11 protein-coding genes are annotated in these 14,946 nt (G+C 56.2%); 6 read left to right on the plus strand and 5 right to left on the minus strand.

Features of this window, described 5'->3' with window-relative positions; translation table 11 throughout:
- Window positions 1-559 precede the first annotated feature (559 nt).
- The gene (gene csx2 / locus H5U08_RS01370; RefSeq protein ID WP_297029375.1) at window positions 560-1,795 is read left to right on the plus strand and encodes a TIGR02221 family CRISPR-associated protein; all 1,236 of its coding nucleotides are present in this window, start codon (window positions 560-562) and stop codon (window positions 1,793-1,795) included.
- Window positions 1,796-1,887: 92 nt separating this feature from the next.
- On the plus strand, window positions 1,888-3,315 hold the full coding sequence (locus tag H5U08_RS01375) for a glycoside hydrolase family 140 protein (RefSeq protein ID WP_297029376.1): 1,428 nt from the start codon (window positions 1,888-1,890) through the stop codon (window positions 3,313-3,315).
- A gap of 48 nt (window positions 3,316-3,363) precedes the next feature.
- On the opposite strand, the gene H5U08_RS01380 is transcribed toward H5U08_RS01375, so the two are convergent.
- Window positions 3,364-4,674 carry a hypothetical protein gene (locus H5U08_RS01380; RefSeq protein ID WP_297029378.1) on the minus strand — a complete coding sequence of 437 codons (1,311 nt, stop codon included), beginning with the start codon at window positions 4,672-4,674 and terminating at the stop codon, window positions 3,364-3,366.
- A gap of 205 nt (window positions 4,675-4,879) precedes the next feature.
- On the minus strand, window positions 4,880-5,557 hold the full coding sequence (locus H5U08_RS01385) for a hypothetical protein (protein ID WP_297029380.1): 678 nt from the start codon (window positions 5,555-5,557) through the stop codon (window positions 4,880-4,882).
- A gap of 405 nt (window positions 5,558-5,962) precedes the next feature.
- Here H5U08_RS01385 and H5U08_RS01390 point away from each other — a divergent pair, with 405 nt between their 5' ends.
- On the plus strand, window positions 5,963-8,011 hold the full coding sequence (locus tag H5U08_RS01390; protein ID WP_297029381.1) for an MBL fold metallo-hydrolase: 2,049 nt from the start codon (window positions 5,963-5,965) through the stop codon (window positions 8,009-8,011).
- A 6-nt stretch (window positions 8,012-8,017) separates the two neighbouring features.
- Here H5U08_RS01390 and H5U08_RS01395 read toward each other — a convergent pair whose 3' ends face one another.
- Window positions 8,018-9,565 (minus strand): sulfatase, encoded by a 1,548-nt coding sequence (locus tag H5U08_RS01395; RefSeq protein ID WP_297029383.1) that lies wholly within the window; start codon window positions 9,563-9,565, stop codon window positions 8,018-8,020.
- 296 nt (window positions 9,566-9,861) lie between these two features.
- Between H5U08_RS01395 and H5U08_RS01400 the strand changes: the two genes are divergently transcribed.
- The 3 genes from H5U08_RS01400 to H5U08_RS01410 all read left to right on the plus strand — a co-directional run bounded on the left by H5U08_RS01400 (window position 9,862) and on the right by H5U08_RS01410 (window position 13,421).
- Window positions 9,862-11,016 (plus strand): family 43 glycosylhydrolase, encoded by a 1,155-nt coding sequence (locus H5U08_RS01400; protein ID WP_297029385.1) that lies wholly within the window; start codon window positions 9,862-9,864, stop codon window positions 11,014-11,016.
- 177 nt (window positions 11,017-11,193) lie between these two features.
- Window positions 11,194-12,603 carry a cellulase family glycosylhydrolase gene (locus H5U08_RS01405; protein WP_297029387.1) on the plus strand — a complete coding sequence of 470 codons (1,410 nt, stop codon included), beginning with the start codon at window positions 11,194-11,196 and terminating at the stop codon, window positions 12,601-12,603.
- A gap of 242 nt (window positions 12,604-12,845) precedes the next feature.
- A complete protein-coding gene (locus H5U08_RS01410) occupies window positions 12,846-13,421 on the plus strand; it encodes an archease (protein ID WP_297029388.1) in 576 nt (191 codons plus the stop codon).
- 37 nt (window positions 13,422-13,458) lie between these two features.
- On the opposite strand, the gene H5U08_RS01415 is transcribed toward H5U08_RS01410, so the two are convergent.
- Window positions 13,459-14,121 (minus strand): glycosyltransferase, encoded by a 663-nt coding sequence (locus H5U08_RS01415; RefSeq protein WP_297029389.1) that lies wholly within the window; start codon window positions 14,119-14,121, stop codon window positions 13,459-13,461.
- 339 nt (window positions 14,122-14,460) lie between these two features.
- The gene (locus H5U08_RS01420) at window positions 14,461-14,832 is read right to left on the minus strand and encodes a DNA polymerase ligase N-terminal domain-containing protein (protein WP_297029391.1); all 372 of its coding nucleotides are present in this window, start codon (window positions 14,830-14,832) and stop codon (window positions 14,461-14,463) included.
- Between the last annotated feature and the right edge of the window lie 114 nt (window positions 14,833-14,946).

The following is a 14,946-nucleotide window of genomic DNA, read 5'->3' on the forward strand; positions in this document are numbered from 1 at the left end:
CTGGCCGTGCGCTTGGGACTGAAGTGATGGCCGAATGTGCCCTCCTGAAATAAACACACGCGAAGAAAAAATCTGGTGATCCAAACATTTTGTTACAGTGGCGCTTATCGTGGCGACGTGGAGTCGTTACGGTAGCGGATTCAAGCGACGGGGCGGTTCTGTTCGCCGAGGCATCAGGCTACGGTCGATTAGAGCTGGCCCGTCGGGTGGAGGCGTGGCCCATCCGATCCGTGACCGGATCGAGGCTTTCGATCTTCCAGACGAGGGCAAGCGAACGTGCCCTGGTCCATAACCCCAATCATCCGGACCACAGTCCGTGGGACATCCTACCGGACCGAACTTCTCGGCTGCCAGCGATCGAGCGGCGGCCTGGTCAGCAGGGCGAGTCCTTCACCGTCCGCAATGTCAATCCTGCAAGTGGTTTGTCGAGAATGAGAGGGGGAAACGGTCAAGTCCACGGTTATTCGTCGCCCGATTTGGCAATAGACAGCGGTGCGACTATACTGGAGCGGATGAAAGGGAACCGATAACCCGGCATTCGGCGAAGGAGGCAGTGACAATGTCCACGAGTGTGATCAGCTTCTTAGGCACGGGGCAGAAGATCCAGCCGCAGCAGGCCCGGTCGGAGTATCGCAAGACTATATACCGCTTCACCCTTTCGGATGGTGGCCACTTTGATAGAGAAACCTCTCTTTTTGGGACCGCTTTAGTCGAATATTTACGGCATATTGGTGTGGAAATTGACCGTTGGGTAGTTCTTGGGACGTCAGCCTCGCTTTGGTCGGAGCTCATTCGAATTATTCCCGACCAAGATGCGATCGGTGAGGAAGAATATTGTCGCATCGACGATCGCGTCATAGCCAGAAATGTTGATTTGGAATCTTTACAAAAGTGGGAACAGATCCTCAATGAACATGCGCGGCCTCTCCAATTGCGCTTATGCCTGATCGGCGAGGCGCTCGATCCGCAATCTCAGCAGCAGATCGCGAGGGCTTTATTTGACAATGTCCCGCACGGCAACGATGTTATATTCGACATCAGCCATGGTTTTCGTCACATGCCGGTGATTGCAACGTTTGTCATTTCTCTGATGCGCTGGACTCACGGTGTGAAAAATGTCCGATTCTTCTCGGGTGTTTTTGAAGCGCGTCAAGGGGATATTACGCCGGTGATCGAGTTGCCCATCTGTCAGCAGTTGGTGGAAGATACCGAGGCGGCAGCCATCCTCAAGCTTACCGGAAACTATGCACCCGTTGCTCAATGCCTGGGCGTGGATGCGGAAGAGAGTTGGTTTTTGGAAAACACAAACCAGCTCCACACGGCGCGATCCAAAGCGCAATCTCTCGCTAAACAGGCGATCCAAGCGGCCGATGCTGTAGGGAGGGAGTTGCAGCGGCTGCTGAGGGAACGCCTGGAATGGACCAAACAGGGCTCTTTTGCCGAACGGGTGCGGCAGTCCGCGGTGGAGGCATTGGATCATGGAGACTATTTCCGGGCTGCCGTCCTGATGTACGAAGCCCTGCTCATTGCAGCCGCGAAAATCCTGAATTTATCCGGGGATCCTCTGGCATACGAGCTTCGTCAAAAGGGCGAAACGGAGCTGTTCAATCGACTGGGTGGTGACGCCAGGGAGTTGCTCACCGACGTCCAGCACGCGCGGAACTCCTGTGCCCACGGTAGCCGCTCACCACGCAGCCGTGTGCAGCACATCATGCAATCGCCAGAAGCATTTCGCGAATTAATTAAAAAGGCCTCAGAACTGTTCGATCGTTTGCCGGAACTCTTGACGTCCTAAAAGATTTATCGATACTCATTGGTTTATTATGACGTGAACGCAGTATGCGTTGGTTGACGGAAGAAAACCATTTTGTCCGTGAGGAACGTTATATGATTCTGCAAGGTCGGAATGCGCTCTGGATATACTGGAGTTGTTTGTGTGTCTTAATAGTTAGTCTCATTTGTGCTCGCAGCGTCAATGCGGCAACGCCTCAGCGTCTTCGTGTCTCTGATAATGGACGTTACCTTGTGACTGACAAGGGAGAACCATTTTTCTATCTTGGTGATACCGCGTGGGAATTGTTTCATCGACTCAATCGCGAGGAAGCAGAGCTGTATTTATCCGACCGCGCGAAAAAGGGATTTACTGTCATCCAGGCGGTGGTATTGGCGGAACTCGATGGCCTGCACACTCCCAATGCTTACGGCCACGTCCCGCTTTTGAATGACGATCCCACAAGACCGGCTGTCAAAGAAGGTCCCGATAATGACTATTGGGATCACGTCGATTGGATTGTTCAGCGTGCGGAAGAACTCGGTTTATTCATCGGAATGCTACCGACCTGGGGTGACAAGTGGAATAAAAAGTGGGGCGTGGGACCGGAAATCTTTACTCCGGAAAACGCCAGGATTTACGGACGATGGTTGGGGCGACGGTATCGAGACCGCGCCATCATCTGGATTCTTGGTGGTGATCGGAATCCGGAAAATGATCGGCATCTTGCCATTGTGCGGGCACTTGCCGCAGGACTTGCCGAAGGGGATGGCGGCGCCCATCTAATGACATACCACCCGATGGGTGGATCAAATTCTGCGACGTGGTTTCACAAGGATAGTTGGTTGGCGTTTAATATGTTTCAGTCCGGGCACAGTGCGTTCAATCTGCCGAACTACAAAACGACGCTGGCTTTGCGGGACTTGATGCCTATCAAGCCTGTGTTGGACGGCGAGCCACGTTATGAGGATCATCCCGTCAATTGGAAACAGGGGAAAGATTGGTTCGACGATTGGGACGTTCGTCAGGCGGCCTACTGGTCGATGTTGAGTGGCGCGTGTGGGCATACGTACGGGAATCATAATATCTGGCAAATGTACGAGCCGCCCCGGAAGCCCATCTCCTTCGCTCGTACGCCGTGGAAAGAAGCCCTCCATCATCCGGGCAGTGCCCAGATGGGCCTCATGCGGGCGATCCTGACCCAGCGTCCCTGGTACAGGCTGGTGCCGGATCAATCGCTCATCCAGGGTAACGAGCTGGAAGGGGCCGACCATCGCCGTTGTGCACGCTCCATTGATGATGTGTTTGTACTCGTTTATCTGCCTACCGGTGGATCACTGAGGGTTCACTGGGAAACAGCCTCGCGAGAGGAGGTCCAGATATGGTGGTTTGATCCACGCACGGGAAGAATTCACGACGGCGGTCGGAAAAGACCGGGGGAATCCTTGGCTCTCCGTGCTCCAGGGAGTGGCCGGGGCCAGGACTGGCTTCTCATTTTGGATAAAGTCTCGGCCGGTCTTACGCCACCTCATGTCGCTCGCTAAGGGGCGATACATTCAATGTGCTGAGGCCAATCACGGCGCGGGATATTCTCAGCGATCTGGATTGTCGCCCGGTGACTTTGGGCGAGGACACAGGGCATTCCAAAAGGGGAGGAGCGATTCCTGAAAAGAACTCACAATATTATCCAGCTTTACTGCGCGGTCCAGGCCTGTAGCATGCCCTCTCCAAATATTGTCGGCCGTTTTATTGAGCGTCAAACTTGGTGGCTCGCGAGGATTGGCTGAGGCAATGATTGCGACAATTCGCTTGTGCAGTTGATGTTCCCGAAGAGCCTCGACCCATGGCTGGGGCGAGCCCTGATCCTGATACACAATGATGAACCGATCGATGAGATTGAACAGCATTTCCCGTCCCGGTGGAATCCGTTGAGGGGGTGATGCCTTCAGATGACCTCCCGGCAGATCCACGATGAGCACATCGAAATAATCGCGGGCGATGGTCAGTTGTCGAGTTAAGAGCTTCTCCATTTCATGTGTCCACCCGATCTTTTGTAACTTCCGCAATTGTTCTGCCTGTTCTGGCGATTCCTGGCGAAGAAGGAGGTACCACTCGGGTGTCGGAGACTGACCATCCGAATCAAAACGCCAGGCCCAGTAGCTGGCCCTTATAGCGCAGTAATAGAGCGCTCTGCTCAATACCGATTTGCCGCAATTGGGATCGCCCACCACGCCCAGAGTGACCGAGCCCTGCTTCGGCCGGAGTAAAGTGTGAATCCAACCGATGGCCTCTGAGGTTAACCCGGGTGCTTCCCCTTTGCCCGGCCACACGGAAACGTATCCATCCCGCGGCGAGATACAAACGATGCGCCAAACTCCCTGGGAAACCGCAGCCGACGCAATTCCCGCGTAGACTTCCACCGGGCCGGAGCCCGTCAAACAAATGCTTGAATTACCCGGTAGCTTCTTCAGTTCGTCGCCGACTGCCTCGACGACTTTTGATATTTCCGCTTTCGTCAACGGCGGGCTGGGTCTGATATCCAGTTTCACAAGGGCGATACTGTGCTCGTCACCAAACTCCCGGTAGTGCACGGTGAAGAAGTCCCGGGGGGAACACGATGGCTGAGTCGAGCTGTCGCCCAAATTCCGGGCAGCTTGATCCTGTGGCTTGCGCACTTCCACGCAACCACCTTCCGCCGCAATCATGGCAGCCGCATGGGCGTACATCCAGACAGATCCCGGTCCCGTGATCACCACTTTTCCGCCCCTGATCAAATTTCGCGGGAGAGGCATTTCACGGAGTACGGACGGCGGCCAAAAGCGAACATGTGGCTCGGGATGAAATGTGAGAAGGGTTTCATTCGGATTCCGCTCAATAGAAAACCATGTGGTTTTGTGGTCCATGGCCCGCTTCCACCTCATTTTCGACCGAACCGGATCGTTTATTTCATCCTCATTGGGGACCGAGACGGGTAAGCTCTTCCTCGAGCATACGCAAATGGCGTTCGATTTTGGGCTTCTGTTGATTTTAATCGCCGCACAGCTTTTTTCGACCGAGGAACCATTCTCCCGAATACCCGCTCTCAACGTTTTTACCGTGTGCCAGTATCTATTCTTTGGTGGACCGCGTCACGTGACGCTTCTCTGTCAGCCAGCCAACCGCGGGAGGTATCCAGCACAAATTGGAGGCGATGATTTCCATCGCTGTGGCCACCTGTGTGGTGGGACTGAATCCCAAAAGGCGTGCCACAAGAAGCCCAACGGGAACAATGAGGATAATTCCTAAACTGGCCAGCATGACAGGATGATGGAAGTACCTGCGAAAGGCTGTTGTCCAATCGCCGGTTTCCTGGCGGAAGTGAAGAATTCCAGCGAGATTTGCCCCAATCTGGTCGCTCATCGCATAAAAATAGGGGATGTAGAACCCCTCGACGCTGTACACATCCAGCCCCAGGAGTCGGCTGACAGCGTCAATGATCCAGGGAGCGATCATGCCCAGGAATTTGCCCCAGGCGTAGCTTTCGGCGATGGACGCGCCCTTTCTCAGAATCCGCTGCCGGAGTGCGAAAAACCCTTCGAAGATACTTTCCGCTTCACCCCCCAGCGTTCTCACAAGCCATTGTCCCAGGGCGGCTCGTTGAAAACCGAGCGTGTCGAGAATCACACCCGCAACAAATCCTCCAATATATCCCGCTAATGTGTAGCGCAGAAGTTCCTCAAAGCCAGATTCGGATTCCTGTTCGTGCGGGACTTCTGATCGTAAAGAGTCGCTGGATTTATCTGCCATACGAAAGGTCCCCTCGAATCGCTGCAAATGGCTCAACGGAGGTGAGCGCGGATCATGGGCTTTCCGACTGGCTTAGCGCAATCGCGAATTCATAATTGTATGTGACTCCGCGAGGTTCGTTGGATGCGAATTCGGCCGAACATCGCGGGTGAGCTTCCCTAGCATGTTACAGACAGTCGATCACCAGCCAAACGTGGCTGGGGCAATTGAGCTTCTCTCAAAAGTAAGGCTTCTCAACCAGTGGGTGGCTCGGCTTCTTCCATTGATAAGTTTCTCGTTGTCGATCGCGAAGAGTCAGGGCGACAGCATTCTGGCAGTTGAGCGGTGTGACCGCTTGATTTCAGTACGGCGGAAGACATACTGGAGGCGTGCCGCTTCGCCTTGGTGACAGGGACAATTTCCCCGATGCTCGCCGGTCGTGAATTCCCGGAGGATGAGCGGATGAAGTCTGCCGAAATCCCTGATGTACGTCATCACCGTTTTTCCCGGAGAGGGCTTCTCCAGGGATCACTCGCTGCCCCGTTGCTGCTGGCCATCCGGCAGTCCGTGGCACTGGCGGGCGCGGACAGTTCGCCGAGACCGGGGACGGTTCAGTGGTTGACCGATCACCTCGGCGTGTTTTGGGGCCCGATTCATGTGGGGGTGTTGAGAAACGGTCACGAGCTGGCACTCTTCGATTGTGGCGACAGAGAGGTGTTTGACTGGGCAGGGCAAGAAGGTCTCAAAATCAGCACGGTGTTCGTCACCCATCATCATCGGGAACAGGCTCGGGGGCTCGAGGGGCATTCAGCGGAAGTCCAGGTCGTTGTACCGGAGGACGAGCTTAAGCTCTTCACGGAAGTGACGAGTTACTGGACTGCACCAGGGACCCGCTGGCACATCTACAACCAGCATCCGCACCATTGGACGTTGCCTGAACCCATAGCCGTGACTCGAACCGTGCGAGACGGCGAATCGTTGACCTGGGGACCGGGTCGGATCACAGTCGTGGCTACGCCGGGGCACACGGACGGCGCCGTCAGCTACTGTGTGGAGGTGGACGGCCGGCGAATCGTTTTCTGCGGCGATCTGCTGTCCGGGCCCGGGCAGCTTCCCGATCTGTTCTCGCTTCAGAAAGGATTCCAGCGGGGGCAGAGGAGAATATCTGATTACCACGGGTATCTAGGGGCCCGAGAATGGCTGGAGGCGAGCCTTCGCCGTGTCCTGGAGCTCAAACCCGATCTTCTCGTCACTTCACACGGAGGGATTATCACCAGGCCGCATGAGGCCATCACGAGCGTTCTCGACCGTCTGGAAACACTGTACCGAAACTATGTCTCCACGTCGGCCCTGCGGCATTATTTCCCCGAACTTTTCACCGAATTTGCAGGGCAGCCCGATCAGTTGCCTTTCCAGGAAACCCTGGAGGTACCTCCCTATCTCCGGCACGTCGGGACAAGCTGGATTCTTATCTCTGAAGATGGAGCGGCCTTCGTTATGGACTGCGGGAATCGCCGGGTTATCGAGGCGTTGGAGAGCCTGCTCTCCCGGGGTACGATCAAGCGAGTGGAAGGCCTGTGGATCACCCATTACCACGACGATCACGTGGACGCCGTTCCCGAATTCCTCCAGAAATTTGGCTGCCCTTGTTACGCTGTTCCGTCGGTGGCCGGTGTGGTCACCCGGCCGCTGGCGTGGCGTTTGCCGTGTATTTCACCTGCTCAGGTCAAAGTTGATCACGTGCTTGCAGACGGAACGACTTTCTCGTGGCGCGAGTTTCGCTTAACGGCCTTTGAATTTCCTGGACAAACACTGTATCACGGCGCGCTTCTGGTCGAGAGCGGTTCGGATCGGCTACTCTTCGTCGGTGATTCGTTCACGCCCTCGGGAATTGATGATTACTGCATCCAAAACAGGAATTTTCTTCATGATGGAATGGGGTTTCAGCGGTGCCTTGAACTGGTGATGAAACTGCGGCCCACTCACATGTTCAATTGTCATGTGGATCGAGCGTTTCGGTTTACTCCCGATTTTTGCGAGGCGATCATCGGCCGATTGAAAGAAAGGCGGCAACTTCTTGCCCGGTTGCTACCCTGGCCGGATTCACATTTTGGAATGGACGAGTTTTGGCTCAGGTCAGATCCCTACGAGCAAACTGTCAAAGCAGGCGACCTCGCAGCCTTCAAAGTGGTGGTTTTCAACCATTTGGATAAGGAAGCGGAGTTCCGGGTGCGTGCCGTTCCACCTTTCTCGTGGCGCAAATCACGAGTGCCGGCGGCACGCCGCTCGTGGAAGGAATGGGCCCCTGTCCTTGCGGGCCTGCAAACGGAAACGGCGGTGACATTAACGGTCGGAGTCCCCCGCAAGGCGATGCCAGGTCGCCACGTTGTGACATTCGACGTGGCCTGTCCGTGGGAAGATTCGGCGCCACGGTTTCTGTTAGGATTCGCGGAAGCGGTGCTGGTTGTCGAATGAAATGCCCTAACGGCTTTTGCGTCGCTGGGCCAAGGGGACGGCTGCTTCCGGATACCGAGCAAGGATCTCTTTGAGCTTCTGGGCGACTTCGGGAAGTTTGTCCACGAGGTTTTCACGCTCTTCCGGATCGGTTTGGTAGTCGTAAAGCTCATACTGTGCCGAACTCGCGGGCGCTCCAATCTTTTTCCATTCCACAAGCCGATAGCGCTCTGTGCGGATGGCCCGTCCCATGATTTCGCCCCGCGGATAGCAGTGGTAGGCGTGGTCATCCACCCGGGCATTGGGGTCGCGGAGCACCGGGACCAAACTGACGCCCTCAATGGGCTGAGGACCCGTTGGGCGTGGCAGGCCTGCCAGTTCGGCCAGGGTGGGGAAGATATCCACATTCTCGGCCACCTGGCGGGTGACAGAACCTGGTGGCGTGACACCCGGTGCCACAATAATCAGGGGAATACGCACCGCCTGCTCGTAGTTCGTGTGTTTGGTCCAAATGCCGTGGTCACCCAGGTGGAACCCATTATCGCCCCAGAGCACGATGATGGTCGAATCGGCGAGGCCGAGGCGGTCAAGTTCATCGAGGACTTTTCCGATCTGAGCATCGGCGAAACTTGTGGCGGCGTAATAACCGTGGATCAACGTGCGCTGAATCTCGTCGGTCTTCAGATTTTCCAAGCTTAGAGGATCATAGTTGAGAATTTCACCGCCTCGCTTGCCGGCGATCGGCGGAGCTCCCAGCGGCAATTCCTGAAAAGCGGCAGGCTTGAATTCGGCGGGGTCATAGAGATCCCAGTACTTTTTTGGTGCGGTGAAGGGCAGATGTGGTTTGACAAACCCCAGAGCGATGAAGAACGGGGTGCCGTCCTTCTCACGTCGCTCTTTGGCTGCGCGCAATCGCTTGATGCCTTCTTCAGCAATGCGTCCATCGGCATAAGCGGTGTCCGGGACGTCCAGTTTCTCCCAGGCGGCTCCGCGCGGAAGACGGCCGATCTGGTCGAGTTTCTGGTTGGTAAAATAGGCTTCCTCCCGTGTTAATTGACCGTTGGCGGAGTTTTTCGGGTCAACGTACTCCACCACCTTCTCAATGACGCTGGGGACGCTCCATGAGGCGGGATCGTCGTGATTTCCGTGGCCCACGTGAAACACCTTTCCCACCGATTCCGTGAGGTAGCCGTGTTTCATGAAGTACTGGGGCATGGTAACAGCATCGGGGACAGCGTTGCGAAAATTCTCGCTCAGGCCGTAGATTCCAATCGTGGTGGAGCGCGATCCGAGCATGAGATCATTCCGCGAGGGGGCGCACACGGCCTGGTTGCAGAAAGCCAGTTCGAATCGCATTCCGCGTCGCGCCAGACGGTCCATGTTAGGCGTCTTGACGATCGGATCACCATAGCAGCCGAGAATGGGTTTCAGATCGTCCACGCAAATGAAGAGAATGTTCGGACGTGCGGACGCGGTTTCCTGTGCTGAAAGCAGCCCGGCGGATGTCAGGACCGAGAGGAGCCCTGCAACCAAAACACCAGTACAAAATCGCTGCCAGACGACTTGCTTCACCATGGTGACCGTCCCTCCAGTACTGAGTGATATCCAGCCGGCCTGCGCTGCCCGCAGAAGTAATCGGCGGAACTATTTAATTTTCCTTTGGATTGTGAACAAACAGACGTGCTGATGCAACACAATCTTGCGCAAATCAGTTGCGCGATTGCGCAAGCACCTTGTCGCCTCGATTCGCTGGCTTATCATGAGAGTCTTCACGGAGAGGAACGACCATGATTCCGAGGTTTTTCACCGTCACGTCCCATCAAGGCTGACGGCTGCATGCCATAGCCGTCACTACTCCAGGGGAGGTCGCCATGCGAAGGTTCCTGGCTGTTTTACTCCTGGTTGTCGGGCTTTCAAAAGACACGCTGGCGGCAGATCCGCCCGAGGCTATTGCAACCGGTTTAAAGGCTCATAACCGAGCGATCCATATCAAGGACGGCTGGATCCGCGATCCATACATTGTGCTGGGCCCGGACGAGAATTACTACCTTACGGGCACAACACCACTTCCCGGCGACCCTCGCGAGACAGAGGACATCTACAACACCGGTTTGGGGCCTCAAAGTATCGTGGGCTGGAAAATGCGGCTTTGGTGCAGCCCCGACCTCATCCACTGGGAATACTGTGGTGAACCGTTCACCCTAAAGGATGGGATTTGGGCGAAGGTCAGACCGGAACGGTTTCGGACTGTGCCTGAGTCCCAGTGGCGTCTTTGGGCACCGGAGCTGCACTGGTTAGGTCATCGGTGGGCATTGGTGCATACGAGTCCGTCACCCGTGCGTGCTTCGAACCTTTCCTTAACGAGGCGTTCCACAATTGACGGCCCATGGGAAAACCCCATGGGGGAAAAGATCGGCCATCGGCATGATCCTTCACTCTTTCGTGACGATGATGGCACATGGTGGCTGATTTGGAGTGCGACACAAATCGCTCCCCTAAAACCCGACTTCAGCGACTTCGCCGCGGAAGCGATAAGAATTGGCCCCACAGAGGGAGATGGCCGGTTGGGGACGATTGGCCATGAAGGCTGTTTTATAAAGAGACTCGGAGAGAAATATGTCCTTTTCGGAACCGGTTGGTCTACCCGTCAACCCCGGAAGGGGAGCTACAATCTCTACTATGCCACGGCGGATCATATCGAAGGCCCCTATAGTGAACGCCGCTTTGTGGGGCGGTTTCTCGGCCACGGCACACTATTTCAGGACAAGGACGGGCGATGGTGGTGCACCGCATTTTACAACGCCGATGTCCCTCCGCTTTCGCGTGAAGAGGCTCGTGGCAAGGACCTTTCCGAGACAGCCCAGACTATCAATCCCCAAGGCGTGACGATCGTTCCCATTGTGGTGAAGATCCGACCGGACGGCGACGTCTTCATCCGTGCGAAAGATCCCGATTATGCGAATCCGGGACCGGACGAACTTCAAAAGTTTGACATCTGGGAGCCGGAAAAGACCACTCTCCCCTGACCAATTCCAGACGTGTAGGATAAGCGAGACGCGGGGCACTTTTTTCTCAGTGGTTATAATCCCGGCGCGTTATCTATCCACCCGCAAATTGAATCGGTGGGTAGAAAAGCCCGAACTGCTTGCCGCCAGTTAACTGGGGAGCAAGCCGATGACCTTCGAGTTATAGGAGATCGTAGCATGATCTTGCATAGGGCGATGATAGTCGGGACCGTCTTGTGGGTTGTGGAGGTCTGGTGGGGCCAACTCTGGGCGCAGGAATCGTTGCCTCATGTGCGGGTGAGTCCGCGCGATTCTCACTATTTTGAGTTGACGGATGGTAAACCGTACATTCCCATCGGCCTAAACATGATTGGGCCGCCCGCCAATGGGCTAGCGGGAATGGAAGAGTGGTTCAAGAAGCTCTCGGCCAACGGCGGAAACTTCGTTCGGATCTGGCTGAGCAACCCCTTTTTTGACATCGAGCACGAGCGGAGCGGGGTATTCGATGAGGAACGCGCGCAGCGCATCGACGCACTTCTGGCGCTTGCCCGAAAGTACGGAATCCGTTTGAAACTCTGCACCGAACATTTTCGACATCTGGGGGAAGGAACTCAGGCCTGGGCGGCCAAGCCGCAGCATCTCCTTCAGAATGGAGGCCCGGCCAGGGACACGGCGGATTTCTTCCTTGGCGAGGCTGGCCGAGCCCAGTACAAGCGTAAGCTCGCATGGTATGCCGCGCGTTACGATTGTGACCCAATCATCTTTGGATGGGAACTGTGGAACGAGATGGACGCCGTTTGGGCTAACGTGTGGGAACCGTGGACGGCGGAGATGCTCCCTGAGTTGCACCGACTTTTCCCGCAGACTCTGGCAATGCAAAGCCTGGGTAGTTACGACCATGAAAACAAGCGCGAGCGATACCGCCGACTTTGTGAAATGCCCGGTAATGATGTGTTGCAAGTGCATCGGTATCTGGATCTTGGAGCAGCCTGGCAGATTTGCCACGGACCGGTAGCGGTGTTTGCGGCCGAGGCCGTCAAGGATCTCCGCTCTTTTGGGGTGGAAAAGCCGATTCTGCTAGCGGAAAGCGGGGCAGTGGAACCCAACCACAGCGGACCGTTCAAACTTTACGCAAAAGATAAAGACGGCATCATTCTTCATGATGTGCTTTTTGCCCCATTTTTTGCGGGCGCTGCCGGTCCCGGCCATATCTGGCACTGGGATGTCTATGTGGACAGGAATAATCTGTGGTGGCATTTTGGTCGGTTCGCCGCCGTAGTCCATGGTGTTGATCCGCCCGCTGAAAACTTTCAGCCTGTGGAGTTAGAGCATCCTCGGTTGTATGTCTATGCTTTGAAAGGGAGACACGTTACGCTTCTTTGGTGCCGCGATAAAGAGAACACGTGGCGCAGTGAACTGGCGGAGGATAAGCCGCCAGAACTTATCTCCGGCGCAAAGGTTGCGATTCCCGTTTCCTGGGATTTCAATGACACGTCCACCGTGCGCTTCTACGATCCGTGGACGGATCAATGGTCTGCCGGGAAACTAGATTCTGCCCTTCTTTTGCCCGATTTCAAACGATCGCTCGTGATACGAATCGAGCATTAAGGAGTGCTCATAGAGCAGACATCCCGTTGTGTTTGGACCGGGCAGATTCTTCGGCGACAGGTGCTGGCAAAGCGGATGGAATATCCTCGCCCGGCCGAACCAAATTGCGCCAGGCCTTTTGCGAGAATGGGCGGAACTTCGTTCTGCGCGTAGTATTGTGACAGGAAGAGGTGTTCCGCACCTCAACGTCGGTACGCTGGTAAGTTTCCTTGGCTAGTATTTGATATTGAGGGAGCTAGCAGATGCCGTTCACCGTGCTCGACCATACAGCCGATCTGCATCTGAGAATTGACGCGCCCTCGCTGGAAGGGCTTTTCGTAGAAGCGGCGCGGGCAATGGTGGGACAAATGTTTCCCAGCGTGCTCTCCGAACGGACGGAAGACGACGCCGCGCAGAACGAGGCCGATTCAGAGGGCCCCACCGGTTCTTCCGGTGAAAAGCCATCCGGGACCAGAAACGAGGTTCCGCCGATGGATCAGTCCACGGTGGTGCGAGAAATCACGGTCTCGCTGGGCGAACCGCTGCCGTCGATCGATGAGCGATTGGAAGGAGAGTCGGAGAAACTTCCTGCCGTTTGGGAAGATCTTTTCCACGACTGGCTGAGCAAAGTTCTCGTGTTGTGCACGGCGGATCGCCTCTTGCCAATAAAATATCGCGTGATGTTTGACAAAGAGGGACTACTCGGCCGAATTGTCGCACGGCCCCTGGATCCCCAGCGCGATCTGGGAGAAATCGAGATCAAGGCGGTGACGTATCACGGCCTGAAGCTCGAAGGCACGAAAGGCGGCTACCGAGCGGAGGTGATCTTCGACACGTGACAGGATGGCCCAAGATTGACCGTCCGGGGAGCCTCCCTTATTCATCGAGGGCAAACTGTTTGAGCCGGGAAAAAATGGCCATTGCCGATCGTGGGACGGCGCTCTTTGGTGGCGGGGGCAAAGGTTCCGGCCCGTCGGATGTTGCATAGCCTTTTGCCCGTTCTGGGACATCGCTGCTTTGCGCATCGGCCCGTAACGGTACTGTGGCAACATGGGGCTCGAATCGGGCGAGGACCTGGGCGAGCCGCTCGGGGGAACTCAAGGCGGGCAAGATCGGCGACGTGGCTGACCTGTGCAGAAGAACGCACTCGACGTGCGGCTTCGAAGAGGGATCCCCATAAAGGCCTACGACGACTGGCACCCTGGCGCTTGCAGACCACAGGCGATGGAGCCCATCCAGGCTGACGGGTCGATGATGCAGGGGGATGAACACAAACTCACCCCGGCTGAGTGCCAGGGCGGTGCAGTAAGCCAGGTACATGCCCCGCGGCTGTGCATGCAGCGCCAGTTTGATTTGGGGATAGGCCTGGGCAAGGTCGCAGAGGACGTCGGGCGTGGCGTCCGAGGAACCGTCGTCCACGAGGACAATTTCCCACTCCGGCGTGAGGTCGGAGAGTCCATCGACGTACGCAGGAACGACGCGCAACGCCACATGCTGCGCATTACAAAACGGCATGAGGGCGGACAGCGAACGCGACAACGTTGTGCTCCTTATGGCTGGTTGGTTCTGTGGGGAAGCCGAGACGGTAAAACCGTCCGGACACACGCAGCGCCCATCCGTGCCGACAAGCCAGGGGATTTCCGACCGGCCCCTTAGGCTCAGGATCCACCGTTTCCTTTCATCGCCAACCTTGGACGCTCTTTCCAGAAGGCTTTTCAAAAGTCACATTGCGCGGGACCTGTCGGGATTTCAGCAAAGCACGAAGATGATGAGATTTCGCCCTGTAGCGTTCCGCGTCTGGCGGCGAGAAGGGGCAGAGCTCTTTCGGCAGGAAAATCCAGATCGGCGCGAAGCCCGGCCAACCCAAACGGGATCAGATCAACCTGTGGGCGAGCCTTCGGTCCAATACTCGAATCGCCACGATTGACACTCGGGATCGACGAGAGAAAGTTTCGCCCGACCGCGCAACCTGTTCCCGTCCAGGACGAGTTCCAGCATGAGGTTGGTGCGCTTGCTCAGAAGGTAGGTCCCCTCATCCCAGCGACGGACCGTCCCGCGGCCACCGGAGATTTCGCCTTCGTATTCCAGATAAATCCTGCGATGGTCAGGCAGTTGCTGGGCAGGAATAATTTTTCCGGTGACTGGGATTTCGGCAAGCGCCCATGTGGCGAGGAGCGTCGCCGTTTCCAGCATAAAGTCGTAATGAAGGCCGCGGGGGCTGTCGTGTTCCAGAATGACAAACCGGCGCATGGTCGCCCACTGCCTTTTGCCTCAGGAAGTGTGAAAATGAATCCGACCGCCCACGTTCATTTTAGCGGTTGACGACGGTTGTATTTCGCGTGACCGTGACAGGGCTTGAGAACC

Origin of the sequence: Thermogutta sp. (genome assembly GCF_014359955.1) — a bacterium.
Classification (GTDB): domain Bacteria; phylum Planctomycetota; class Planctomycetia; order Pirellulales; family Thermoguttaceae; genus Thermogutta.